A 24,376-nucleotide genomic window follows, 5' to 3' on the forward strand; every position below is an offset into this window, starting at 1 on the left:
AGGCAAGGCCCCGCCCCTCCTCGATGAGCGGCCGGCGAACACCACAACCGCCGGCGCCTACGGGCCCAGTGCTGTCCCTACGGCCCGCGAGAAGGATCGAACCGGAATTGGCGGTAGGCCGCCGGGAGGCTGGTGCAGGAACTAGCGGTCAGCCGCTGAGGCAGCTGGGCACAGTCGTTCCCCTTGAACCCAAGCTCGTTAAACGAACGCCCGGGCGCCTGCGTTGGGGGTGGCGCGGGTGAGGTGCAGGCCGATGCCGTAACCGGCGATGACCGTCAGGGTGTACGCGTCGTTGGGGACGCGGCCGGTGTCGTAGGCGACGCCGGTGATGGCCAGGGCCGGGTCGCCGGGGGACGCGCCGCAGCGTTCGGCGTCGGCGGCGTCCAGGACGGCGGGTTCGAGGCGCTGGAGGCTTTCGGCGACCTGGCTGCCGGCCAGCGCCAGCGCGTCGACGATGGTCGGGGCGGCGGCGAGCACCTCGGCGGTGATGCGTTCGGCCACGGCCTGCGGCACGATGTCGGTCGCGACGCCGTAGGGGATGCCGTGCCGCATCCGGGTGGCGCGGTAGCGGACCACGGGTGCACCCACCGGGACCTTCAGGCGCGCGGCCACGGCCTGATCGGCCGGGATGGTCTCCTGGGCACGGTCGAGTTCGCGGACGTGGTGCGCCTCGTTGTCCAGGTCGTCCAGGAAGCCGGTGTAGACCGGTCCCGACCGCGGCGACAGCGGCTCGATGGGCAGCTCGTCGGCCACGTAGCTGCCCGAGCCGCGGCGGCTGGTCACGTAGCCGGACTCGCGGAGCTCGCCGAGGGCCTGGCGGATGGTGCTGCGGCTGGCCCTCATGGCCGCGGCCAGGTCGTCCTCGCTGGGCAGGCGCTGTCCCGGGGGGTAGTGCCCGGCGAGGATACGGCTCTTGAGCGACATCGCGATGCGGACGTACAGCGGACGGTCGGGACCGGGCGGGCGGGTCATTCCACGAACTTACCGGTCACAGGCCGGGGGGCATCGACAGCTCGCCGCCGGGCCGGGTGAGGGCGGCGATGCGCTCGGCGGCGTCCGGCCAACCGGCGGCCAGCGCGGCGCGTTCCCCGCCCTCGTACAGGCCGCTGTGGAAGCCGGGGGCCAGGGTGTTGCCGAACAGCGCGAAGCGTCCGCCCGGAGCGAGCGACGCCCCGAACCAGTACCCGGCGGGGACCACGAACTGGACGTGCTGCCCGTTGAGGACGTCCTGGCCCAGCCGGGGTGTGGAGTGGGTCCCGTCGGGGTGCAGCAGCAGGAGGTCGACGGGGTCGCCGAGGTAGAAGTGCCAGATCTCGTCGACCGGCAGCCGGTGCATCGCCGAAAAGGAGTCCGGGTCGTCGGTCAGCGCGGCGTAGGTGGCGGTGCCGGACGGGGAGGTGTCCGAGCCGCTGCGCCAGGTCTGGACGAACAGGCCGCCCTCGACGGGCAGGGGGCCCAGGCCGAGCCGGGCGATGATGGTGTCGGGGTCGATGCGGCTCACGGGGTGATCTCCTCGAGTTCGCGGCCGATGGCCGTCCTTGTCGCGGCGGGGGCGTAGGAGGCGTCCAGCGCGGTGATCTGCGCGTCCAGCAGCGCCCGGCGGGTGAAGCCGTGCAGGTCGTGGGCCGCGCGCAGCTCGTCGTTCAGCGTGGTCCGGAAGTAGGCCGGGTCGTCGGTGTTGATCGTCACCGCCAGCCCCGCCCGGGCCAGCTCGCCGAGCATGTGGCTCTGCGGGTCCGGGACGAGCTTGAGCGCGACGTTGGAGGTGGGCGCCACCTCCAGCGGGATCCGCCGTTCGGCCAGGTGCGCGACCAGGGCCGGATCGTCCAGGCAGCGGATGCCGTGCCCGATCCGGTCGGCGCCCAGCGACCGGACCGCGCCCCACACGCTCTCGGCGCCGACGGTCTCCCCGGCGTGCGGGAGCGCGGCCAGGCCGTTGGCCTTGGCCTTGGCGAACGACGAGGCGAACGGCTCGGGCGGGAAACCGTCCTCGATCCCGCCGAGCCCCAGCCCGACCACCGCCTCCGGGGCCGTGCGGCCCAGCAGGAAGTCCACGGTGAAATGCGACTCCGGGTCCTCGGCGTTGCGCAGGACGTCGCAGATCCAGCCGATCTCCACTCCGTGCTCGTCGCGGGCGCGCCGCCGTCCCTCGTCCAGGCCGGCGGCGTACTCCTCCAGCGCCACGCCGCGGCGGTGGTGCTGGAGGGGCGTGGTGGTCACTTCCGCGTACCGGACGTTCTGCGCCGCCAGCTCGGCGGCGAGCGCGGCGGTGGCGTCGGCGAAGTCCTCGGCGCCGCGCAGCACCTCCAACCCGGCCATGAACAGCCGGGCGAAGTCGTCGAAGCTCTCGAACCTGTAGAGGCCGCTCAGCTCTTCCGGACTCTCCGCGCCCAGGGCGACGCCGTGGCGCCGCGCCAGGGAGAACAGCGTCTCCGGCCGCAAGGCCCCTTCCAGATGCAGGTGCAGCTCCACCTTGGGCAGCCCCTGGATCCAATCCTCGATGTTCATCGCCCTCCGATCTGTATGGCTCACCATACAACTTGATCTGTACGGCCGAGCATACAGATTTGGACGGAGGGCCGTCAGATCGACGGCGGCAGTGGAGGAACCTGGGCCCGGACCGGCCGAGCCCGGTCCTCTGCGCGCGAGTTCGTCGACCTCCACCACCGTGCCGAAGATCGCGGTTGCCGCGAGTGTGGGCGATCACTGCTCGGCCAGTGCTCCGGCATGGTCAAATAGACAACCATGGCTGCCTCACTGGAACCCGACGATCCCGAACGGCTGGGACGGTACGAGCTGACCGGCCGTCTCGGGGAAGGCGGGCAGGGCGTCGTGTACGCCGGGCGCGGGCCGGACGGCGAGGAGGTGGCGGTCAAGCTGCTGCGCGCTCATGTCGCACGTGATCCGAAAGCCCGCGAGCGCTTCGTGCGTGAGCTGGCGTTCGCGGAGAGGGTCGCCGATTTCTGTACCGCTCGGGTGCTGGAGGCCGACCTCCATGGCGATCAGCCCTACATCGTCAGCGAGTTCGTGCGCGGCCCGTCCTTGTACCGGCTCGTCCGTGACGAGGGGCCGCGGACAGGCGCGGCCCTGCAGCGGCTGGCCATCGGCACCGCCACCGCGCTGGCGGCGATCCACCAGGCCGGAATCGTGCACCGCGACTTCAAGCCACCGAACGTGCTGATGGCCGAGGACGGTCCGCGAGTCATCGACTTCGGCATCGCCAAGGCTTTCGACGGCACCTCCACCATGACGAGCCAGGTCGTCGGAACTCCCGCCTACATGGCGCCCGAACAAGTGAGCGGCCAGGAGATCGGCGCATGGACCGACATGTTCGCCTGGGGGGTCACCATCTTGTTCGCCGCGACCGGCCGCTCCCCGTTCGGGGACGACACCGTTCCCGCGGTGATGCATCGCATCCTGCATGCCACGCCCGACACCAGCATGCTTCCCCAGCCCTTGGCCGGGCTGGTCACCGCATGCCTGGCCAAGGAGCCCGCCCAGAGGCCGACCGCACCGCACGTCCTGCTCGCTCTACTCGGTCTCGGCACGGCACCGGGAGGCGACGATGCTCTCCTGGCGGCCGGCGCCACCGCGGTCGAGAGCCCGATGCCGCCGCGGCCGGCCGCACCGAGCCCGCCGTCCGAACCCAGCACCACCCCCTACGGTCAGCCCTCCCCCGGCCAGTTCGCCTGGCACCCCTCCGGCCCCCACCCCGACATGCCGCCCTCCAAGCCGAGGGCGAACGCCGCAGCAGCGATGACCGCCGGCATCCTGGCGGTGCTCACCGCGGGCATGCTCGTCTGGTTCGCGCTCTATAACGTCTTCTACGTCGGCGTGCCGACCGGTCACTGGTCCGGCGTGGTGTTGGTGAACGCGTTCGGCGGCGTGATCGGCGCCGGGGCGCTGTTGGTCCCGGCGGGGTTCACGTTCGCCCGCAGAATTGCCGGCGCGTGGACACTGTGCGCACTTTGCGCGCTTTACGTAACGGCGACGATCTTCTTGGCGCCGCTGCTCTGGGGCACGTCCTTGAGCGCTCAACTCAAGTTCGTCTTCGGCTTCGAGGGCGGCGACGGCGTCGCCGTGGCGTTGGCGATCATCTTCAGCGTCCTGACGGCGATCACGGCGGCGATCGCCGGCACCGCGAAGTCGTACGGACCCAGCCCACGATCGACCTTGGCCCTTCCCGGCGTTCAAGTACCCGGCGACGCCCTATCTGGCCATCGCCCCCGCTGAACGGCCCGCAGCCAAGGAGTTCGTCACCAGGTGTTCGGGTGTCGCAATCCGGGCAGGTGGGTTGCTCATGTCGTCTCGAAGAGGCGAGCCCAGAACAGCGCCGACAGGCCACGGCGCCCCGCCGGGTGTCGGTCACCACATGCTCCAGCGGGACGGTCTCGGCGCGGCCATAGCGCACCGCCTCGGAGTCGGCGTAGCGGTACAGCAACGCCAGCGCGTCCATCACCGTCCAGTGAAGGTGTTGGAGCACCCGAACAATTAGCAGCGCCGCCGCAGTCACTCCCGCGACAACTCCGTCGGGCGCAACCGGATCGTCGGCCGGAAGACCTGCCCGTCCTCATCGGCGACCGTCGTCTGCCCGCCCCTGGAGGGAGCGGATCTGCCCCGTGATGCTCGATCGAGCAACAGCCATGGTGGACGCTGGAGGACGGCGAGCACCCACCGGCTACAGATGCTCGGTCTGGCCGATACGTCCGGGCAACCGATCGAGGATCTGCATCGTGCACTGATGCCGCGAGCTCACGGCGTTACACCAACGAAGTGAGCTTGGCACAGACCACCTCGGCGTCCGCCCGTAGAGCCATATACGTCTAGTTCGAGTGCTCGGGGGCCTTCCCGGGAGCTTCGCCGTCCTGGTCGGCTCCGTCGATTGGGGCGGCGCGGTCCTGGTCCTCCTTCCTCAGGGACGCTTCGGCGCGGACGGCACGTTCGCGTTGCGTCGAGGCGTCGGCGCGGGCGGCCGCCAGGTCGGTTTCGAGCCGGTCGCAAAGGGCCTGGCGGGCGGCGAGCGCGCTCTGCGCGGCGGCCGCTTCCTCGGCCGCCTTTTCGGCGGCGGATTGGAAAACTTGCTGGCGGCGTTCCAGGGCGTCGGCCCGAGCACCTGCCTCACGCCCGTGCCGTATTGCGTCGTCGCGGGCCTGCTCGGCGGCGTCGGCGCGGGCCTGCTGGGCGCGGGTTTCGCCCTGTGCGGCGACCAGGGCCTCTCGGGTATTCGCCAGTGCCGTAGCGCTGTGCGTCAGTTCGGTCTGGAGAGCCTGCAGCTGATCGGCCTGGGCGCGGGCGGCGGCTTCGAGTCGGGCTCGCTCCTGCTCGTGGGCAGTGCGAAGGTCCCGCAGTTCGGCGGCCTTGGCGTCGCGGGCGGTCTCGGCGGCGGCTTGCGCGTCTCGCGCGGCATCGAGCGCGACACGGTGCGCCGCGATCGCCTCGGCGGTGTCGACGCGGACCTGCTCCAGGGCCGCGCGATCGCGGGCAGCGGCTTGCTCGGCGGTCCGCTGCGCGGCGATGGCGGCCTCGGCGGCGGCGACCGCCTCCTCACGCGCCTTATCGGCGGACAGTGCGCGGGCCTCGGCATCGGCTTCTGCTTGCCGGGCCGCCGTCGTCTCCGCTTCCGCCCGCCGCACCCGGGCCAGCGCCCCGTCTTGGGCTTTGGCGAGGAACTCTTGCAGTTGGCTCAACTGGTCCTGCAGAACGCTGATGGCCGTGGGCACCTGCTGCGCTAGTGCTTCGGCCTGGCGAAGTGGTTCGTCGACCGCGGCGGCGTCGGCGGCACGGCGGTCCCGGCTGGCCTGATCGGCATGTGCCTTGCTGCAGTACTTCGGGGGCCGGCCGCGACCATGCGCGGGCAGTGGCTCGGTGCAACCTGCCAGTGCGCACTCCCCCGCCGACGCCCGAGCCGACGCCTCGGCCGCGGTCCCTGCCTCCGGCCCGGGGACGGACTCGACGACCGGGGCATCGTCCGCAGCCGACGTCGGAGCCGGCGACTCGACTCCGACGTCCTCCAGTGCTGCTCCTCGGATCGGCGAACCACCGACCGCAGAGGCTGCGAGCTCGGTGTCCGTGGACTCGTCGGCGACGTTGTCGTTGCTGCTCTCGCTGCTCACTCGCCACACCATAGCCATGCTTTCGCTTCGCAGCACGCTTAGTTATTAACGCGACACTCCAAACGCGAAAGAACTCAGCGATTGAGGCTCCGGGATAATGACGGTTATCCTGGTGTGCATGATCATGAGCGGCGAGCCATCAGCGACCGACCTCCCGAGCGACGCCGGGGCGCCATCCGGCGGGGCAGGGCCGGGGCCGGTTCCGGGGGGCGTGTTGGAAGGCGCGACGCTGGTTCCCGCCCCTGCGACGTCGCCGTCCGTGGAGTCGGTTGCGGCGCTCTCGCCGGAGCCGATCGGTGAGGCCGTCGCGCTCCTGCCCGCACTGCAGCCCGATGAGCCCGGCGATCGCTACGGTCTGCGCGGGTTGACCGCCGCGTGGCTGCGGAGCCAGAGCAGCGACGCGACCCGCCGCGCCTACTACCGCGATCTGGCCGTCTGGCTGGACTACTGCGCCCGCACCGGGCTCGACCCGTGCGCCGCGCGCCGCGCGGACGTCGACGACTGGTCGGCGTCCATGACCGTCAACGTCCGGGGGCGGTCGCGCCCGCCGAGCGCCGCGACCCGGGCGCGACGCCTGGCGGCCGTCTCGTCCTGGTACACCTACCTGCAGTCCAACGACATCACCGAGCGCAACCCCACGGTGCTGGTCAAGCGGCCGACCAGCGCGCAGATCGCCGCGTCGGCGCGCAAGGCCCCGACCCTCAGCGTCACCGAGACCGCTCTGCTCCTCGACACCGCCGAGCGCCGCGCCGTCGACGAGGGAACCGAGGCCGCATGGCGCGACGCGGCCGTCACGGCTCTGCTGTTCTACACGGCACTACGGGTATCGGCGTTCACCGGCGCAGACCTGACGGATCTCGGCACCGAGGCCGGATACCGCGTGCTGTGGCACAGCGCCAAGGGCAAGGGCCGCGATGGCCGCGACTACGTTCGTCTGGACGGCGAACTCTGCCGGGTCCTGGACGCGTACCTTTCCGTCCGAGCCGACCGGCATGGCGGCTCGTGCCCGCCCGGACCTTTGCTGGTCACCACGCCCCACCCCTTCGACCGGGCCAAGGCCGGGGACAAGCGGCTGACCCAACGCGACGTCACCAACATCCTGCGCAGGCAGGCACGACTCGCCGGGTTGCCGGCCGCGTCCAAGCTCAGCCCGCACAGCGGCCGCCGGACCGTCATCACCACCCTGCTCGGCAACGACGTCCCGCTCGCCAAGGTGCAGGACCTGGCCGGGCACGCCGACCCGCGCACCACCCGCGGGTACGACGACACCAACCACAAGCTCGCCTCCTCGCCAGTCACCGACCTCACCCGCATCCTGGCCCGTCACCGGAACTCCTCCCCCGCTGCTGGCGGCAGGGACTGACGGGCCGCCTGTCACCGTCGGCCGTCTTGTTGGCCAGAGGACTTCATAGCGGGCGGCGGGAGGGCCAGGCCGGTCTTGATGGTGTCGAAGGCGATCAGGGTCTCGTAACGCCTGATGTTGTCGTCGGCCTTGAACAGACGGTCGCCGAGGCGGCGGCATTTGCACATGCTTCGTGCGGCCAGGACGACCACGTAGTCCCATGGTCCAGCGCCCGGGTGGCACTGCCGGACCTGCGGGTCCGCCTGCATCCGTTCGGAGAAGGCCGGCGTGATCGTTTCAGCTTGCGGCGGAGCCTGTCGTGAGCCTGGGCGCGCTGGTCCACCGTCTGCGTTCGCGCTCCAACGGGTTTGCAAGTCGGCCGGTCACAGTTGCCTTCGGGCCAGGAGTGCCCTTGGGGAACAAGCGCAGGACGTGACGCAAGACGCGCGCTGGCCCTTCAGCAGCCGTTTTCCCGCACCTCCAGGAGTGGCAGGCCCGCCGTGTACCGGCGGAGGAAACCGGCGGTGGGGGTGTCGGTGGTCGCGATGGTGTCGGGGGTGCCTTCCGCGACAATGGTGCCCCCGTCCGGGCCGGCTCCCGGCCCCAGGTCGATCACCCAGTCCGCGGACGCGGCGACGGGGATGTCATGTTCGGCCACGACGACGGTGTTGCCCGAGTCGAGCAATACATCGAGCGCGTCCACCACACGCTGGATGTCAGACGGGTGCAGGCCCGAGACGGGCTCGTCGAGAACGACGAGGCCCGCCTTGCGGCTTGCAGCACCGCGCTGGATCGCGGACGCCAGCTTCAGCCGCTGCGCCTCGCCGCCGGACAACTCTGTGGCGCTCTGGCCGAGTTGGAGATATCCAAGCCCGACCTGGTTCAAGGCTCCCAGGGTCTCCGCGAGCTGCCGGGGCTCGGAGAACCGCTCTACGGCCTCGGCGACGGTCAGCTCCAGCACCTGATCGATGGCCAACCCCTGATACCTGATCTCCAATGCCTCTGGCTTGTAACGTCGGCCCTCGCACGCGTCGCAGACCACCCACACATCCGGCAGAAAGTGCATGTCGACCAGCTTGCGGCCGTAACCGGTGCAGGTCTCGCAGCGGCCGCCATCCGCGGTGTTGAAGCTGAACCAGGAGGCGTTGACTCCGCGCCCGCGCGCCACGTCGGTCTCGGCGAACAGCTTGCGGACGATGTCGAACGCCTTGCTGTAGGTAGCCGGGTTGGACCGCGGCGTTCGCCCGAGCGGTTCCTGATCGGCGACGGCGACCCAGCCGAACCCCTCGAGGCCGGTCACCTCCCGCACCGTGTCGGTCGCGGTCCCGTTCAGGGCGGCCTCCACGCTCGCCCCGAGCGCGCCGAGCAGGCTGCTCTTGCCGCTGCCGCTCACCCCGGTCAGGCAGGTGAGCCGACCGGCGGGGAAACGCACCAGGTCCGCGGTCACGTTGTGCGCACGCAGGCCGTGCAGTTCCACCCAGCCGGTGTCATCCTCGGCCGGGCGGCGGGTCCGGCGCAGCCGCGGCCCCTCACCGGCCAGATAGCGCCCGGTCAGCGACTTCGGGTGGGCGGCCGCGGCGGCGGGAGGCCCCGATACCAGGACCTCACCGCCGAGGCGGCCCGCGCCGGGCCCCATATCGATCACCCAGTCGGCCCGGGCGATCAGCTCAGGGTCGTGCTCGACCAGGAGCACCGTGTTGCCGGCCTCGCGCAGCTCCAGGGCGATGTCGAGCAGGTGCGCCTTGTCCGCCGGATGCAGCCCGGTCCCGGGCTCGTCCAGGACGAAGACGATGCCGCTCAGCTCGGTGCTGAGCTGCGCGGCGAGCCGGGTCCGCTGCAGCTCACCGCCCGACAGTGTCGCCGCGCTCCGGGACAGCTGGAGATGGGCCAGGCCGAGCCGGTCAAGGATCCCGAGCCTGCGGCCCAGGTCCTGCAGCAGCGGCTCACCCACCTCGCGCTGCCGGGCGTTCAGGTCGTCGGCCACGCGCTTCGCCCAGTCGCGTACCTCCCGTACTTCCACCGCGAGCAGGTCGGGGTACGTCAGCCCGCCGAGCCGCACGGACCGGGCCACCTGGTCGTACCCGCTGCCGCCGCAGGTGCCGCAGGGCTGCTTGCGCATGTACGGCAGGTAGCGCTGCTTGGCGTTGGGAGTCCGGGCGTTCACGAACACCCGCTCCACCTCGGCGAGCGCGCCCCGCAGCGGCTGGCTCGAGGTGTAGGTCATCAGGGCCGTCTCATTCTTGTTCGGCATGTCGACGGTCGCCTCGATCTTCTCCCCACCCGTGCCGTACAGCACGCAGTGACGGAACTCCTCGGGCAGCGACTGCCACGCCCGGCCGAGGTCCACGCCCCGCTTCTCGGCGAGCGCCGGCACGAACGCGTGCTCCCCCGACCGCCACTTCGCGAACCAGGGCGAGGCGCCCTCGAAGAGCGGAAGCTCCGGGTGGGTGATGATCAGGTCCTCCTGCGCCTGCCAGCGCCCGCCCACCCCGTGGCAGTCCACGCAGCTCCCTTCTGGTGTATTGCGGTCGAAGTGAGCGGTCGTCAAGGGCCCGTCCCCACTCTCCGCCGCCGGGGCCGCGCCGATCCCCGGAAGGCGCGAGTACAGCAGCCCCAGGTGCCCGTCGATGCCGGTGATCGTCGCGACCGTGGAGCGGGGGTTGCGGTTCAGGCGGCGCTGGTCGACCGCGAGCGTCGCGCCGAGTCCCAGTACGCGGTCGACCTTCGGCCGATTGCGCTGGGTGATGTACTGCCGCACGAACGGCGAAAGTCCCTCCAGATACCGCAGTTGGGCCTCGTTGTGCAGAGTGTCGATGGCCAGCGAGGTCTTGCCGCTGCCGCTCACTCCGGTGAAGGCGACGAGCCGCCCCTTGGGGATGCTCACCGACACGTCCCGCAGATTGTTGGTACGAGCCCCCACCACGTCGATGGTCTCGCGCCCCATACTCGCGACGTCCCGTACGAATACAGTCAACCTTCGTTCCACCCTCTCGCAACGCAGCAGGGCATGGGCGGCCAGGCCTCCACCCATGCCGAACAAACCGATCACGCCACTACACGACGGCCACTCGTCACCAATGGCGCCGAGCGGCCGATTCACCAGATCTGTCGGCCAGCACGTGGCCGTCCCGATACGGCCCGTGCCGCCGATCAGGACCGGGACACCGCAGTGCGCTTGGCGATATCGGGGGCGTAGACGCTCATCCAGTGCGGATGCAGCCGGTAGTAGACCACGTCGTTGTCCCAGTCGAAGGAGTCGGCGGAGTCGGCGCCGTAGAAGTCCTTGAGGTAGGCCAGCAGGTCCGGCCAGTCCGCAGCCGGCTCGCCGTGCTGGGGGTTGAGGATCTCCATTGTGCCGTGTGTGAACACGCCCTGGTCCTCGCCGCGCATGTGCGCGGCGCTGACGGCCGGGCGGGCGGCCAGGTGGCGGGCCTTGGCGGCACCGCGCGCCGTGCCGAAGTGCCACTTGCCGTGCAGGAAGTGCCCGTCCACGCCGCTGATCCGCGGTTCGCCCTTCGCCGTCACGGTGGACAGGGCCAGGGTGCACATGCCGGTGAGGACCCCGGTGAGCTGCTCTGCGGTCAGTGTGCTCGCGGTGTTGATGATCGAGCGGAGGTGCGAGGTGGAGCGGGACAGAGAGGCGTCCAGCAGGGCCTGCAGCTCTTTGAGATCTTCTCGCGTTTCGCGCATGGAGCTCCTCCTTGTCTGTTCGTGGGATCCGGTCCGCGTCCACCATCGGCGCCGACCGGTGAACCCATGATCGCCTTAAAACCTGACACCTTGTGTCATGTTTTTATCCGTCCTGCGGACGCCACCGGGCCGTCCGGCCGACGTCCTTCTTCCGAACGTGTCCCCGGCCGCCAGGTAGGCGAGCGGTCGGTCAAGTCGTCTCGATGACGGCCCGCCAGTCTTGTGGCTGAGGTGGCGGCCGTTATGGCCTAGAACTCCCGAAGCCACGGCGAGCCGCAAAGTAGGCCGCCGGTGATCGCTGGCTGCGGAGATGAACGGAAGGCGGTCGTCGCGGCGCTCATCGGTCTGGTCCGGGTCAGCACCGACAAGCAGAACACCCAACGGCAACACGACGCCCTCGACCCCATCTGCTGGAAGGTCGTCGAAGAGAAGATCAGCGGCAAGCTGAAGACCGACGACCGGCCCGCGCTCCTGGAGGCGCTGTCCCACATCCGCGACGGCGACGTGCTCGCCGTCCAGGAGGTCGATCGCCTCGGCTGCAACCTCCTAGAAGGACTGATCGTCCTCAACGACCTGTTCCAGCGCGGCATCGCCGTCAAGGTCCTGGACGGTATCGCGGCCGGAGAGCACACCGAACGCTCCCTCATCCTCGACCTGGCCCTCGCCCTGGCCGAGGACCGCCGCCGCGACATCGTCCGCAAGACCAACAACGGCCTGGAAGCCGCCCGCGGACGCGTCGGCGGCCGGCGGCCCGTCGTTGACGCCGACAAACGCGCTGCCATCCTGGACCGCCGCGAGCGCGGCCAATCCATCCGCACCATCGCCGCCGGCGTGGGCGTCTCCGTCGGCGTCGTCCACAAGACCCTCACCGACGTACGCCAACCCCGACTTGCCGCAGGGCGCGGTGGACCGGGACGCGTACGTGGTGTGCGTGCTGGTGAACGCCTGGACCGGGTTCCTCGACGCCTTCGTCCACCTCGGCGACGGCACCACCCGGATGAAGGACCTGCCTACTTCGGTGGTCGCGCTGCTGGTGTCCGAGGCGTGCAACATCAACCTGGCCCCGGTGGTCAACCCCGGCTACGAGGCCCTGACCCGAGCCCGGCTCGTGCACGTCGACCAGTACTACCTGCGCGCCGACACCATCGCCGCCGCGAACGCGCGGCTGATCGCCGCCCAGGCCGAGGTGCCCATCGTGAAGTTCTGGGGCGAGGGGCTGCTCGCCTCGGTGGACGGGCTGCGGTTCGTCGTCCCCGTCCGCACCATCAGCGCGGCGCCGTCGCCGAAGTACTTCGGTTCAAGCGCGGCATCACCTGGCTCAACGCCGTCAACGACCAGGTCGCGGGCATCGGGCAGATGGTCGTGCCCGGCACCCCGCGCGACTCCCTGCACATCCTGGCGCGCTGCTGAACGTGGACGGCGGAGTCAAGCCGGAGTTGGTGGCCACCGACAACGCCTCGTACTCCGACATGGTGTTTCGGCCTGTTCAAGATCCTCGTCTACAACTTCAGCCCGCGGTTCCGCGACCTGGACGACCAGCGGTTCTGGCGGGCCACGATGCCCGGCGTCGAGACCGGCACCTACGGCGCGGTGGAGGACCTGGCCCGCAACCGTGTGAACCTGAACAAGGTGATCACGCACTGGCCGGACATGCTGAAGGTCGCCAGTTCCCTGGTCACCAACCAGGTCCGCGCGTACGACCTGCTGCGGATGCTCGGGCGCGAGGGGCGCCCGACTCCGCTGGGGACGGCGTTCGCGGAGTACGGGCGGATCGCGAAGATCGAGCACCTGCTGCGGGTGGTCGACCCGGTGGACGATACCTACCGGCGTCAGATGAACCGGCAGCTCACGGTGCAGGAGTCCCGCCACAAGCTGGCCCGGGACGTGTGCCACGGCAAGCGCGGCACCATCCACCAGGCGTACCGCGACGGCATGGAGGACCAGCTCGGCGCGCTCGGTCTGGCCCTCAACGCCATCGTGCTCTGGACCACCCGCTACATCGACGCCGCCGTCCGCCCAGCTCCAGGCCGAGGGCCACGAAATCCGGGACGAGGACATCGCCCGGCTCTCCCCGCTCAAGCACCGCAACCTGAACCTGCTTGGCCGCTACAGCTTCACCGCCAGCGTTCCGGCCGCTGGCGCCCTGCGCCCGCTTCGGGACCCTGATGCGCCAGAGCTGGAGGAGGACGAGTCGGTCGGCTCGGAGTGAGTCGGGGCCGTCACTGCCTGCTTCCTTACCGGCCGTCGCCCGGCGTCACAGGAGGGCGCCGCCGGAGACCTCGATGCGCTGGGCGGTGACCCAGCGCAGTCCCTCGGAGGCCAGCGTAGCGATGGCGTCGCCGATCTCCTCAGGTTCGCCGACGCGGCCGAGCGCGGTCTGTCCGGCCAGAACCTGGCGCATTCCGGCGTCGTCCCGCATCGCTCCACCGTTGAAATCGGTGGCGGTCGGCCCCGGGGCGATGGAGTTGACCCGGATGCCGCGCGGGCCGAGTTCTGCGGCGAGGGTGCGGCTCAGAGCTTCGACGGCCGCCTTCGAGGCGGAGTAGACCGAGGTGGCGGGGCTGGTGTGGCGGGTCAGAGACGTCGAGACGTTGATGACCTGGCCGCTCTGGGCCAGCAGCGGCACGAGCGACTGGATGAGGAAGAACGTGCCCCGGACGTTGGTGCCCATCACCGTGTCGAAGTCGTCGATCGTGACGTCCTCCAGCGGTCCGAAGACTCCCACTCCCGCGTTGTTGACCAGGATGTCGAGCCGCGAAGTACCCCAGCGCTCCAGCTGCGCGCCCAGTTCGGAGGTGAAGGACGCCAAAGAGGAGACGTCGCTGATGTCGAGCCGGAGAACAGCGGCAGTCCCACCCACCGCCTGCACCTGTTCCACCGTCTTCTCAGCCCCGGCCGCATCGCCGCGGTGGGTGACCACGACCCGCACCCCGCGTGTGGCCAGGGCGATGGCCGCGCTGCGCCCGAGGCCGCGATTCGCACCGGTCACCAAAGCGATCTTGTCGATTGTCATGAACTTCCTCCACCGTGCGACAACCAGGATGTGCCCAGGTGCCACAGATCAGATGCGAGTCACTCGACTCGCCTTGCTGGTGCACCGTAGGCGAGGCCCCGAGGCGAGTCAAGTGACTCGCCTCGGGGCTGCGGCATACTCTCCGCATGGCAGCAGAACTCACCGCGCATCACCGCAGGCTCGCCCAGCAGAAGCGCGAGGCGATCATCTCCGCGGCCACAGAACTGTTCTTGGACCGTGGCTACGACGGCACCTCCCTCGCACGGATCGCCGAAGCGGCCGGGGTCTCGAAGTCCACCCTGTTCAAGCAGTTCCCCACCAAGGCGGCCCTTTTCGAGGCCATCGTCACCGAGTCCTGGCAGCGCGACGCCGGCGATACCGCCGCGCGGCCACAGGCGGGAGATCTGCGCTCCGGGCTGACAGCCATCGGCCACCGCTACGCCGACCTGATCGGCCAGCCCCGCATGGCAGGCCTGTTCCGGATCGTCATCGCCGAACTGCCTCGTTTCCCCGAGTTGGGACGGATGCAGTTCCGGCTCGGCAAACTGCCCTACTTCGCCTCCGTCCAGCACTACTTGGAATCCGAGCATGAGGCGGGCAACGCTGATGTGCCCGACGCTGAGAGCGCCGCGAACCAGTTCCTCGGCATGATCGCCAACTACGTCCTGTGGCCCCGCATGCTGCTGACCGGCTGGAACCCCGCAGCCTCCGACATTCACAACGCCGTCGAAGAAGCCGTCCAGACCATGCTCGCCAGATACAGTCCCGACCCGCGGGCCTGACCCGAAGCCGGAACTTCGACACTGACGCGCAATGCCAAAGACCGTGACGCCTTTACCTGCAATACCTGTCGGCAAACGATCGTTTGACGACAGGAGGCCGAGGCGTCCAATGATCCCGTGCAATCAGGGGGTTCGGGGCGGTGCGAATCCAATCAGATCCGATGGTGATTGCTGACAGGGTTTGACGACAGATAGGGTCCGATCCTCCGTACGGAAGGGGCCCCTCGCTGGCGAACCTAATCTACAAGCGCGTCTCGACCGACCAGCAGTCCACCGCCCGGCAGAGCCTCGTCCTGGACGAGGCCGGGATCGAGGACCCGGTCGTCTTCGAGGAGTACCCAGGGACCTCCAGTCGCCTCCACCCGCTCCAGCGGCCGAAGTTCCGCGAGCTGCTGAACTACGCCCGGCCGGGCGACACCGTGCACATCTCCGAGATGTTCCGCCTCGTACGCGGCACCGGCCACATCCTCGACGTGCTCGACGTCCTCCACCGCGACCAGATCGCCCTTCGCATCCACGACGGCGCGTTCTCCGCGATGGACCTCACCGCCCGTCACCCGCGCACCGGCGAGCTGCTGTCCACCGTGAAGTTCATGGTGCAGACCCTCGCGGCAGTCGGCGAACTCCAGCGTGACCTCCAACGCGAGCTGACCTACGACGGACTGCGCGCCGCCGAGGCCAAGGGCAGCAAGGGCGGACGCCGCCCCGCCGTGGCAACCACAAAGACCGGCGACGTCCGCACCGCGTACCTGGAAGGCCACTCCATCGCCGCCCTCGCCCGCGAACACGGAGTCAGCCGCGGCGCGATCCGCACGGCCGTCGCCGACCTTCTGCCCGACCACACCGCCACTGAGGAGGCCGCCGCCCCTGAGCTGCCGGTCACCCTCGACATGCCGGGCAAGGTCGCCGACTTCCTCCGCGCCTGCAAACTGGACCCGCCGAGCAGGAGGCGCTCGACCAGGGGGTGACCGTATGGCGGGGTCAGGGCTACACCCTGCGCGTGACCGCCGTCCCCGCCGTGCACCGTCAGCTCCTCGACCGCTGTCAGCCGCTCAACGGCGACCAGGGTGTCCCGGCTGTTCCGGCCCAGCGCAAGGCCCGCCGCGAGTACGAGAACAGGGTCAGCGCCCTCTCACCCTGAACAAGATCGTTCTCACCGATAACCGCTGTACCGATGTTCCCCGAGGCCGGCTTACGAGACGGTCGCCGAGGCGGCTGAGGGCTGCGCCGCGATCGTGGCCACCGGCTCGTTCCCGGCCCTGGCCGGTACACGGACGGCGGCCGAGAAGCTGGGCGTCCCCTATGTGTTCACGTCCCTCTCTCCGTGTAACGTGCCGTCGTCCCATCACCCGCCTCTCCGCTGGCCCGGACAGACGGTTCCGACTGAGGCGGCCGACAACCGGCAGCTGTGGAACTTGCACGCCGAGCACCTGGAAAGCCTGTTCGGCGACATGATCAACGCTCACCGGGCCTCGGTCGGGCTGCCGCCGGTGAGCGGCGTCCGCGACCATGTTTACACCGGCCACCCGCTCCTGGCGGCCGACCCGGTCCTGGGCCCGTGGCAGGAGACGCCGGAGCTCGACGTCACGCAGACCGGCGCGTGGATCCGGCCGGACGAGCGCGCGCTCCCGGGCGATTTGGAAGCGTTCCTGGCCGTCGGAGCGAAGCCGGTCTACGTGGGCTTCGGCAGCATGCCGATGCGGGGCGCGAGCGCGCCGGAGCTCTCCCGGGCGGTGATCGAAGCGGTCCGGACGCAGGGTCGTCGCGTCCTGCTCGGAAGCGGGTGGGCCGACCTTGACCTGATCGACGACCGGGACGACTGCTTGGTCGTCGGTGAAGTCAATCAGCAGGCACTGTTCCGCCGGGTGGCCGCGGTCGTGCACCACGGCGGCGCGGGCACCACGACGACGGCGTCCCGTGCGGGGGCGCCTCAGGTGATCGTGCCTCAGGTCGCGGACCAGCCGTACTGGGCGGGCCGGGTGACCGAGCTGGGCATCGGCACGGGGCATGACGGTGCGACGCCGACCGCCGAGTCCCTGTCGGCCGCCCTCGAGGTCGCTCTGGTCCCCGAGACCGGTGCCCGCGCGGCCGTTGTGGCCGAGACGGTCCGGACCGACGGGGCGGAGCGGGCCGCGAAGCTTCTTCTCGAGACGATCGACCGTGGCGGGGCAGCGCTGTCCCCAGGCTGATCAACCGGACGTTGCACGGATGGGCCCCGTCCGTCCGAGCGTGTCGATCGCTGCGGAAACGCACCCGGCGTGGGACGAGCGGCACCGGCGGCGGTCACGACACGGCGCCGAATGCGGCGATCCGCAGGGTGCTCTTGTCCTGGTCGGAAAGGATGATCGTCATGGAGGTCTTCCTTCGGGATGTCGTGTCCGGGTCGGCTTCGTGCCGCTGTGCCGAGCGTCCACCCTGCCCCAAGGTCAACCTCCACCATGATCTCGATCCCAGCTGTGTCGGCGGAGAGCCGCCGCGCGACGCACTGCGGCGGCGCCCACCGAGGCCCTCGAGGCTGCGCGCCGTCCTCGGGTTCTGATTGAGGACGACGCGCAGCCGACTTCAGACGAGCACGACCCGGCGCCCGCGCGTGTGACCGGCCTGGCTGTCGATGTGCGCCGCCGCGGCATCGGCGAGCGTGTACGACTTCTCGACCGGGATGTGGAGCTTCCCCCGCGAGATGAGGCCGACGGCCTCGGCGAGCGCTTCTGGCATGCTTCCGGCCACGCCGGAGAACCGGACGCCGAATTCCGGCGCACCGAGATCGGCGATGGTGATCACCTTCCGTGGATCCCCGGTCAGCTCGACGAGCTCGCGGATCACGCCCGAGCCGGCGAGATCGAGAGCCGCGTCGACGTGGCCGAGCCGCCGCACCCGCTCGACCCAGCCCTCGCCGTAGGTCGTGGCGACGGCGCCCAGGCTGCGCAGATAGTCCTGGTTCGCGGGCCCGGCCGTGCCGATCACCGTGATGCCGCGGTCGCGGGCGATCTGCAGCACCGCCGATCCCACTCCCCCGGACGCACCGCTGACCAGCAGCGTCTGCCCGGACTGCACGCCGACCTCGCGGACGATGCGGAGCGCGGTCTCCACCACGGAGGGGTATCCGGCCGCCTCTTCGAAGGTCAGCCCGTCGGGCATCCGGGCCCAGGCCGACAGCACGGCGAACTCGGCGTAGGTGTTCGAGCCCTCACCGAACACGTGGTCGCCGACCTCGACCCCTTCGACGCCCTCGCCTATCTCGTCCACCACGCCGGAGGCGTCCTGTCCGACCCCGGCGGGGAACTCGATCGGATGCACCTTCTGGAACTGGCCTTCACGAATCCTCCAGTCGACGGGGTTCACGCCCGCCGCCCGCACGGCGATGCGCACCTGGCCGGGACTCGCATGGGGCTCCTCGGCGTCCACGAGCTGCAGAACGTCCGCACCGCCGAACTCGGCGAAACTCACTCTCTTCATGCCGCCGACCGTAACACTAACGGTTACGATTTAAAAACCGTTACGGCTTTGTACCTGCTAGCGTTGGCCCATGACCGTGCCGTCCGGACGCCGTGAGCGCAAGAAGGCCGCGACCCGCCAGAAGATCGCCGACGCCGCGCTGCGGCTCTTCCTCGAGCACGGGTACGACGCGGTGGGCATCCGTGACGTCGCCGCCGAAGCCGACGTGGCCGTCACCACGCTCTTCTCGCACTTCGCCTCGAAAGAGGCCCTCGTCTTCGAGCAGGACGAAGACTTCGAGCAACGCCTCGCGCGGGCGGTCACCGGCCGGGAGCCGCACGAACCGCTCGTCCCTGCGCTGCGCCGCGAGATCCACGCCCTGGTGCGGCATTGCACGGCCGACAGCGCCGCCCCGATCTGGCGCCTGGTCGACGAAACGCCCGCCCTGCGGGAGTACGAGGAGTCGATGAGGCTGCGCCATGCGGAGGCGCTGGCAACGGCCATCGCCGCCGGACTCGACGCGGCGCCGACCGCGACGGCCTGCCGGACGATCGCCAGGTTCGTGATCGACGCCTATTCGCTGGCCCGGGAGGCGGCCGATCCGGAGGCCGCGGTGGACGAGATCTTCCGCATGATCGAGGCGGCCTGGGAGGTCGCCTGCCCCGTCGGAGATCCCGCCCCCACGGCCGGACCGTAGTCCCGCGGCCAACGCGATCGGCGGGTGGCTGCCATGAGGTGTTCTGCGAGAGCGGCTGCGCTCGCGGTCGCCGGTGCTCTTGCCGCTCGACGGCGGCGAAGTCGGCGGTCGACATCTCCGGTGGGCTGACGCAGCCCGCCCTCTCTTGAGAGAGCGCGCTTGACTCGCTTCGAGCGGTCATCAGGCCGCCCGCGCTCACGCACTTGCGGTCCCGGCTTGTGCTTCAGCTATTCGGTCGTCCTGGCGATCTTGTCCGAACGGCCCGCCCACGGCTGGTGCCGCCGGGAGCGTCGACGGCGGGCGGCCGCATTCCGCGGCGCTGGAGCGCGAGCCGGAGCCGCAGTGCTCGATCGACTCGTCCTCGTCCAGCGAGCGGCCCACCGCTGTCCTTCTTCGGCGCGCACGTCCCGCCAGCGGGTCGATGCTGAACGTGCCGGTCCCGGCGGTGAGCGATTCGGCGTGAGATGCTCACGCATCCGGAGGCCGCCGAAGCGGCCCGGACGGTGCTCGCGGGCCAGATCGAGCGGCTCGGCGACTCGATCGGCGGGCACGACGATGCGCGCCGGCGCGCGACCCTCATGACCATGGTCGTGTTCGGGGTGACCGTCGGCCGCCAACTACTGGAGATGGAGGAGCTCCGCGACGTGCCGACGGAGGAGATCGCCCGACTGCTCGCCCAGCTCTCCGCGCCCTGGCCGACACAGCCGGCTAGGGACGGCTCGCCGCTGCGCCGGCAAGACGCACCTTCGCTGCGGCCTCGCGCGCACTGACCGAACCGTTGCGGTCACGAGCGTCGGCGTACGAACGGTCGCGGTGGTGCTTGAGGGCGAGCGTTTCTCGCTGCTTGAAGCGTTGCGACACTGTAGGCGTGATCATCAGGCTTGCCGACGAGCGGGACGCATCCGGCTTCGCGGCATTGGCGGGACAGGTCGAGCACTGGTTCGGCCCTATGGTCGAGGACCCGGGCTTCCACGCCTCCGTCGATAAGCACATTCTGCGGGGCACGGCCTTGGTCGCCACCGCCACGACGGGGTCCGTGGTTCTTGGCGGGCTGCTCTTTGGGGGCAAACCTCCGACTTACCATGTCCACTGGCTCGTCGTTTCCGAGCAGGCACGCGGCCAGGGCATCGGTCGCGCTCTGATGACGGACGCGATGCGCAGGTTCGTCCAACGCCCCGCAACCGTCGAGGTCGTGACCTTCGGTGTCGATCATCCCGGCGCCACCGAAAGCGGCGCCAGGATCTTTTACGAACGCCTCGGATTCATCCCTGCGGAGGCCGCAGAACCGGGCCCCGAGGGTGGCTCCCGCCAGGTCTATCGCAAGGCCTGATTCGCTGAGGTCACCGGTGTCGGCGGGTTCTTGGCCGGCCGGCGGACCAGGGCAGGGCCCGCGAAAGGCGGGCCCTGCCTTCTCTTCTCAGTCTTCGCCGTTGTAGGCGCGCAGCGCGCGGCGCGCCTGGTGACGGCTGCGGCGACGGTCTTCGCGGCGGAGGCGGTACCACTCCCGGCCGCCACCGAGGGTGCCGCAATCGAACAGGTAGTGGTCGGTGGCGCCCCAGTAGCAGCCGCTTCTTCCGCGGCGGTTCATGGACGTGCTGTCGGGGGTGATCTCCTCCGGCAGCGTGCACGGCCCGAACCGGTGGTCATGGACGGGACGGCAGTTCACCATCGGCGCTTCGGCCATTCCCACCCACCAGGGCCGGGTCTTGTCGGTCTTGCTCATACGGTCACCTTTCGGCTCCGCGACGCCCCGGGTTGGGGCCGTCACAAGACCGGATGCACCGTAATCACCTCCGACTTCGCGCACGAAAATGAGCGACCTTGTCGCTCAGGGAACCTGATTCCGACGTTACCGCAAACCGCAGGAGCTCGAATGACGAGCCGACAGCGACAACTGGTTTGGCGAAGGCGGTGCAACGGAAGGGCCCGGTGGCGCGCCACCGGGCCCTTCGAGCGGACGGGTCAGTGCTTCGTGATCCGGTAGATCTGACGGGCCTCGCGGTCGGTGACGGGACGGTCGAGGAACATCAGGTCGTCCATCCTGCAGTCGCACGGGTTGGCCTCGGCGTCGTCCTGCGGGAAGCTGCCGCCGATCTTGATGCCGCGGGGGTCGGTGGCGGACGTGACGTCGGGTTCGGGCGGCCCGTCGAGTCCCCAGGGGTCGCCGGTGCGGGTGTAGAAGCCCGGGAGCGGCTCGCCGTTCTTGTAGAGCTTCATCTCCCCGGTGTCGTAGTCGAACGTGGCGGTCAGGTGCACCCAGGTATGGGACGGCAGGATCGAGCGCCAGTCCTGCTGTGCGGCGAACGTCTGCGAGGAGCCGCCGTCGACGCGGCGGCCAAGGGCGACGACGCGCAGCTCGCCGGAGACGTCGATGATCTCCAGCAGGGCGCGGACGGCGTGGCCGTCGGAGTCGCCGGTGAGCACGCCCGACAGTCCGATCGCGTTGTAGCGGTCGTCGGGGTCGGCGGTGTTGGTGTTGGGGCTCGGGTTGGCGCCGGTCATCTTGAACCAGCCGGAGAGGGTGGCGCCGGCGGCGGCGTTGAACGCGCGCAGGGTCGGCACGCCGGTGGCGGAGTAGACGCCGGCCTTCCAGTCGTCGTTCGGGGCGCCGTTCATCTGCCGGAGCTGGACGACGTTCCTGCGGGAGCCGTCGCGGACGCGCATGGCGGCGCCGCCGTTCACCAGGTCGATGGGGGTGTGCGAGCGGCCGAGGTCGCGTTCGCGGGACGGGTCGCCGGGCATCGGGTGCTCGAAGTCGTAGTGGGCGACCAGGTCCTTGCGGAGGTGCGGGCCGGACGCCTGGGCGGGGACGGCGGCGAGGGAGGCGCCCAGCAGGACGGTCGTGACGAGTGCGGTGCGGCGGATGCGCATGTCGGTCTCCTCGGGGAGCCGGACGGGCGGGGCGGCCCCGCCCGTCCGGTGGGGTCATCGGGCGGGGGTCCCGCGGACGGTCAGGTCGCGGAGCCGGCCGATGTTGTCGAACGAGCCGAAGCCCACCCGGCCGGAGCCGAGCGTGGTGTCGAGGGCCGTGAAGACGGGACGGTCGGCGCCGTCGGTGTACACGGCGATCTCGCCGGTGCCCGCGCAGTGCCGCACGCGGACGTCGTGCCAGTTCGCGTCGGTGACGGCGGGCGGCGCGCCCTTCGACCGGTTGGCGTTCCACTGCCGGTCGATGCGGACGCGGTCGGCGCCGTTCACCAGGAAGATCCCGTTGTGCGGGTAGATGGTGTTGTCGCTGGACAGGTGCGCGTAGTAGAAGTGCGTGTCGTCGCGGTAGCCGAACACGACGATCACGTCGCGGTTGGACTCGGCGACGGGGGTGTCGAGCCGCACTTCCGCGTCGATCTGGGCGGAGGCGAACTCCGGGCCCTTCTTCAGCACCGCGTACTCGAAGGGGCGGCGGGGGCCGGGGCGCGCCTCGCCCGCCTCGGCGAGGACGACCTGGCCGTGCTCGAACCGCCACTTCGACGGGGTGACGGGCGACCAGTCGCCGGCGTCGGCGGCGTGCCCGACGCGGGCGGGGCCGGTGCGGCACTCGGCGAACCGCCGGGTGTCGACGATCTTCCAGATCGTCCCGTTGGCCTTGGAGAGCAGGTACAGCTCGCCCTTGGCGTCGGAGCCGATGCGCAGGTCGACACGCTCGTCCCCGGCGAGGTCCCGCATGGTGACGGGCTCACCGGACGTGGTGTAGGCGGACAGTTCGTAGATCTGCGCGCGGTCCTGGCCGGTGGGGTCGCGCTTCATGTCCGACTCCTCGGTGTAGAAGAGCCGTCCGTTGACGATGTCGCCGAACAGGTACTTGCCGCGCAGGGCGTTCAGCTTGCCGCGGTAGACGTAGCCGCCGGAGATGGCCTTGCCGACGTCGCTGCGGCAGTCCCAGTCGGCGGGCGGGTCGTGGTCGTACGCGGCGAGCGGGTAGTTGTAGCCGTACTCGAGGTCGTCCTCCGGCAGCGGGTAGAGGTGGCAGCGGTCGTCCTCGCGGAAGGTGAAGGCGCCCTCGCGCTCGCTCCAGCCCAGGTTGTCGCCGGGTTCGATCTCGTGGATCGACTCGATCTCGTGCTCGCCGATGTGGGCGAGGAACAGCCGCTTGGAGCCGCGGGTGTCCCAGCTGAACCGGTGCGGGTCGCGCATGCCGTAGGCGTAGATCTCGGCGAGCTTGCCGTCCTGGCCGACGAACGGGTTGTCGGCGGGGACGCCGTACTCGCCGTTCACGCCGTTGGTGCCGGACGGGTCGATCCGCAGGATCTTGCCCTGCGGCATGGCGAGGTTCTGCGGGTCGCCGCCGTTGGCGCCGACGTTGCCGTTGCCGCCGTCGCCGACGGCGATGTACAGCATCCCGTAGTCGGGGTCGCCGGGCCGGGCGTTGGGGTTGAAGTCGATCTGCTGGAGGTTGTGGATCCGCCCGGAGAACCCGAACCGCAGGACCTCGCGGTGCGTGCCGGTGAAGGTGCCGGCGGACGGGTCGTCGGCGATCCACTCGGTGAGGACGCCGTGGTAGCCGGTCTTCGGCTGCTCAGGGAGGTCGGGTTCCTCCGTTTCGAGCGCGGTGCCGCGCTCGACGTGGGTGGTGTAGAACGTTCCGTTTTTCGCGAACGCCGGATGGAACGCGACGAACCCGAAGCCCTGGCCGAGCCCGGCGGCGGAGTAGAAGTCGGGCGCGAACGTCGCGCCGACGTCCAGGTAGGTGCGGGGCGTGCGGGTCTTCTTGTCGAGGAGGTACAGCTTGCCGTTCAGGTCGGGGACGAACAGGCGGCCCGAGCGGTCCGGGAGCTCGCCGACGTGGTTGATGCGGTTCCAGCGCTTCAGCCGGTCGTCGGTCGGCGGGGCGGACGGCTCCGACTTGGGGAGCTGGGCGACCTTCTCCAGGACGAGCCCGAGCCCGGCGGGCGCGGGATCCTCGGGGATCGGGTCGAGGATGGGCGCCGGGGCGGGCGCGGTCTCCGCCGCCGACGCCGCCGGCGGTACGGCGATCAGCGACGCCAGCAGCGCCGTGATCGCGAGCGGACTCCAGCTGAGTTTTCGCATTCCGACCGTCCTTCTCGTGGGGGTGGGGTGGAAAGCGCTTACTGGAAGCGCTTTCCGGACTTCGGTGCGGGTGGGGTCACTCGACGTGCTCCCGGTAGCGGGCGAGGGTGAGGGCCAGCGCCTCGGGGCCGGGCATGGCCCACAGCGCCTCGTTGAAGATCTCCACTTCGATCGGGCCGCCGTAGCCGGCGGCGTCGACGGCGGCGCGGAACCGCCGCAGGTCGATGCACCCGTCGCCGAGCATGCCGCGCCCGGTCAGCACGCCCTCGGGCAGCGGGG

Annotated in this window: 21 protein-coding genes and 3 pseudogenes; 10 read left to right on the forward strand and 14 right to left on the reverse strand. The window is 70.2% G+C overall.

The window, feature by feature from the left end:
* Nucleotides 1-198 precede the first annotated feature (198 nt).
* Genes AB0L25_RS31935 through add form a run of 3 tightly spaced genes read right to left on the reverse strand, consistent with a single transcriptional unit; the run spans nt 199 to nt 2,508 of the window.
* Nucleotides 199-972 (reverse strand): GntR family transcriptional regulator, encoded by a 774-nt coding sequence (locus AB0L25_RS31935; RefSeq protein ID WP_500176461.1) that lies wholly within the window; start codon nt 970-972, stop codon nt 199-201.
* 16 nt (nt 973-988) lie between these two features.
* Nucleotides 989-1,501, reverse strand: a complete 513-nt coding sequence (locus tag AB0L25_RS31940; RefSeq protein ID WP_500176462.1) for a cupin domain-containing protein — start codon at nt 1,499-1,501, stop codon at nt 989-991.
* Nucleotides 1,498-2,508, reverse strand: a complete 1,011-nt coding sequence (gene add / locus AB0L25_RS31945; RefSeq protein ID WP_500176463.1) for an adenosine deaminase — start codon at nt 2,506-2,508, stop codon at nt 1,498-1,500. Before add ends, AB0L25_RS31940 begins: the two co-directional genes overlap by 4 nt.
* Nucleotides 2,509-2,745: 237 nt before the next feature.
* On the opposite strand from add, the gene AB0L25_RS31950 reads away from it, so the two are divergent.
* Nucleotides 2,746-4,233 carry a serine/threonine-protein kinase gene (locus tag AB0L25_RS31950; protein ID WP_500176464.1) on the forward strand — a complete coding sequence of 496 codons (1,488 nt, stop codon included), beginning with the start codon at nt 2,746-2,748 and terminating at the stop codon, nt 4,231-4,233.
* 590 nt (nt 4,234-4,823) lie between these two features.
* Here AB0L25_RS31950 and AB0L25_RS31955 read toward each other — a convergent pair.
* Nucleotides 4,824-6,113, reverse strand: a complete 1,290-nt coding sequence (locus tag AB0L25_RS31955) for a hypothetical protein (RefSeq protein WP_500176465.1) — start codon at nt 6,111-6,113, stop codon at nt 4,824-4,826.
* 259 nt (nt 6,114-6,372) lie between these two features.
* On the opposite strand from AB0L25_RS31955, the gene AB0L25_RS31960 reads away from it, so the two are divergent.
* A complete protein-coding gene (locus AB0L25_RS31960; RefSeq protein ID WP_500176466.1) occupies nt 6,373-7,476 on the forward strand; it encodes a tyrosine-type recombinase/integrase in 1,104 nt (367 codons plus the stop codon).
* Nucleotides 7,477-7,487: 11 nt separating this feature from the next.
* On the opposite strand, the gene AB0L25_RS31965 is transcribed toward AB0L25_RS31960, so the two are convergent.
* From AB0L25_RS31965 to AB0L25_RS31975, 3 genes are all read right to left on the reverse strand, one after another.
* Nucleotides 7,488-7,829: an Lrp/AsnC family transcriptional regulator gene (locus AB0L25_RS31965; protein WP_500176467.1), complete on the reverse strand. Its 342-nt coding sequence runs from the start codon at nt 7,827-7,829 to the stop codon at nt 7,488-7,490.
* A gap of 83 nt (nt 7,830-7,912) precedes the next feature.
* The gene (locus tag AB0L25_RS31970; RefSeq protein WP_500176468.1) at nt 7,913-10,504 is read right to left on the reverse strand and encodes an excinuclease ABC subunit UvrA; all 2,592 of its coding nucleotides are present in this window, start codon (nt 10,502-10,504) and stop codon (nt 7,913-7,915) included.
* A gap of 101 nt (nt 10,505-10,605) precedes the next feature.
* The gene (locus AB0L25_RS31975) at nt 10,606-11,145 is read right to left on the reverse strand and encodes a pyridoxamine 5'-phosphate oxidase family protein (protein ID WP_500176469.1); all 540 of its coding nucleotides are present in this window, start codon (nt 11,143-11,145) and stop codon (nt 10,606-10,608) included.
* 291 nt (nt 11,146-11,436) lie between these two features.
* Between AB0L25_RS31975 and AB0L25_RS31980 the strand changes: the two are divergent.
* Together AB0L25_RS31980 and AB0L25_RS31985 are read left to right on the forward strand one after the other, a co-directional pair.
* Nucleotides 11,437-11,862 (forward strand): annotated as a pseudogene (locus tag AB0L25_RS31980) (recombinase family protein); the annotation flags it as partial.
* A 220-nt stretch (nt 11,863-12,082) separates the two neighbouring features.
* Nucleotides 12,083-13,354: pseudogene (locus AB0L25_RS31985) on the forward strand (Tn3 family transposase); the annotation flags it as partial.
* Between the two features lie 45 nt (nt 13,355-13,399).
* Here AB0L25_RS31985 and AB0L25_RS31990 read toward each other — a convergent pair.
* Nucleotides 13,400-14,158 carry an SDR family NAD(P)-dependent oxidoreductase gene (locus AB0L25_RS31990; RefSeq protein WP_500176470.1) on the reverse strand — a complete coding sequence of 253 codons (759 nt, stop codon included), beginning with the start codon at nt 14,156-14,158 and terminating at the stop codon, nt 13,400-13,402.
* A 146-nt stretch (nt 14,159-14,304) separates the two neighbouring features.
* Here AB0L25_RS31990 and AB0L25_RS31995 point away from each other — a divergent pair, with 146 nt between their 5' ends.
* The 3 genes from AB0L25_RS31995 (at nt 14,305) to AB0L25_RS32005 (ending at nt 17,129) form a co-directional block, all read left to right on the forward strand.
* On the forward strand, nt 14,305-14,940 hold the full coding sequence (locus AB0L25_RS31995; protein WP_500176471.1) for a TetR/AcrR family transcriptional regulator: 636 nt from the start codon (nt 14,305-14,307) through the stop codon (nt 14,938-14,940).
* 293 nt (nt 14,941-15,233) lie between these two features.
* Complete coding sequence (locus AB0L25_RS32000) at nt 15,234-15,908, forward strand: recombinase family protein (RefSeq protein WP_500176484.1); 675 nt, start codon at nt 15,234-15,236, stop codon at nt 15,906-15,908.
* 447 nt (nt 15,909-16,355) lie between these two features.
* Nucleotides 16,356-17,129: a glycosyltransferase gene (locus AB0L25_RS32005; RefSeq protein WP_500176472.1), complete on the forward strand. Its 774-nt coding sequence runs from the start codon at nt 16,356-16,358 to the stop codon at nt 17,127-17,129.
* Between the two features lie 94 nt (nt 17,130-17,223).
* On the opposite strand, the gene AB0L25_RS32010 is transcribed toward AB0L25_RS32005, so the two are convergent.
* Together AB0L25_RS32010 and AB0L25_RS32015 are read right to left on the reverse strand one after the other, a co-directional pair.
* The gene (locus AB0L25_RS32010) at nt 17,224-17,370 is read right to left on the reverse strand and encodes a hypothetical protein (RefSeq protein ID WP_500176473.1); all 147 of its coding nucleotides are present in this window, start codon (nt 17,368-17,370) and stop codon (nt 17,224-17,226) included.
* A 132-nt stretch (nt 17,371-17,502) separates the two neighbouring features.
* Nucleotides 17,503-18,396: an NADP-dependent oxidoreductase gene (locus AB0L25_RS32015; RefSeq protein WP_500176474.1), complete on the reverse strand. Its 894-nt coding sequence runs from the start codon at nt 18,394-18,396 to the stop codon at nt 17,503-17,505.
* Between the two features lie 70 nt (nt 18,397-18,466).
* On the opposite strand from AB0L25_RS32015, the gene AB0L25_RS32020 reads away from it, so the two are divergent.
* From AB0L25_RS32020 to AB0L25_RS32030, 3 genes are all read left to right on the forward strand, one after another.
* A complete protein-coding gene (locus tag AB0L25_RS32020; protein WP_500176475.1) occupies nt 18,467-19,072 on the forward strand; it encodes a TetR/AcrR family transcriptional regulator in 606 nt (201 codons plus the stop codon).
* A gap of 464 nt (nt 19,073-19,536) precedes the next feature.
* The gene (locus tag AB0L25_RS32025; protein WP_500176476.1) at nt 19,537-19,842 is read left to right on the forward strand and encodes a TetR/AcrR family transcriptional regulator; all 306 of its coding nucleotides are present in this window, start codon (nt 19,537-19,539) and stop codon (nt 19,840-19,842) included.
* 98 nt (nt 19,843-19,940) lie between these two features.
* A complete protein-coding gene (locus AB0L25_RS32030; RefSeq protein ID WP_500176477.1) occupies nt 19,941-20,402 on the forward strand; it encodes a GNAT family N-acetyltransferase in 462 nt (153 codons plus the stop codon).
* A gap of 87 nt (nt 20,403-20,489) precedes the next feature.
* Here the strand turns inward: AB0L25_RS32030 and AB0L25_RS32035 are convergent, their stop codons facing one another.
* The 4 genes and pseudogenes from AB0L25_RS32035 to AB0L25_RS32050 form a co-directional block, all read right to left on the reverse strand.
* On the reverse strand, nt 20,490-20,795 hold the full coding sequence (locus AB0L25_RS32035; RefSeq protein WP_500176478.1) for a hypothetical protein: 306 nt from the start codon (nt 20,793-20,795) through the stop codon (nt 20,490-20,492).
* A 239-nt stretch (nt 20,796-21,034) separates the two neighbouring features.
* Nucleotides 21,035-21,943 carry a LamG-like jellyroll fold domain-containing protein gene (locus AB0L25_RS32040; protein WP_500176479.1) on the reverse strand — a complete coding sequence of 303 codons (909 nt, stop codon included), beginning with the start codon at nt 21,941-21,943 and terminating at the stop codon, nt 21,035-21,037.
* Nucleotides 21,944-21,997: 54 nt separating this feature from the next.
* A complete protein-coding gene (locus AB0L25_RS32045; protein WP_500176480.1) occupies nt 21,998-24,097 on the reverse strand; it encodes a PQQ-dependent sugar dehydrogenase in 2,100 nt (699 codons plus the stop codon).
* Between the two features lie 76 nt (nt 24,098-24,173).
* A pseudogene (locus AB0L25_RS32050) lies at nt 24,174-24,376 on the reverse strand (sugar phosphate isomerase/epimerase); the annotation flags it as partial.

The sequence above is a fragment of the Spirillospora sp. NPDC052242 genome (genome assembly GCF_040679555.1).
Classification (GTDB): domain Bacteria; phylum Actinomycetota; class Actinomycetes; order Streptosporangiales; family Streptosporangiaceae; genus Spirillospora.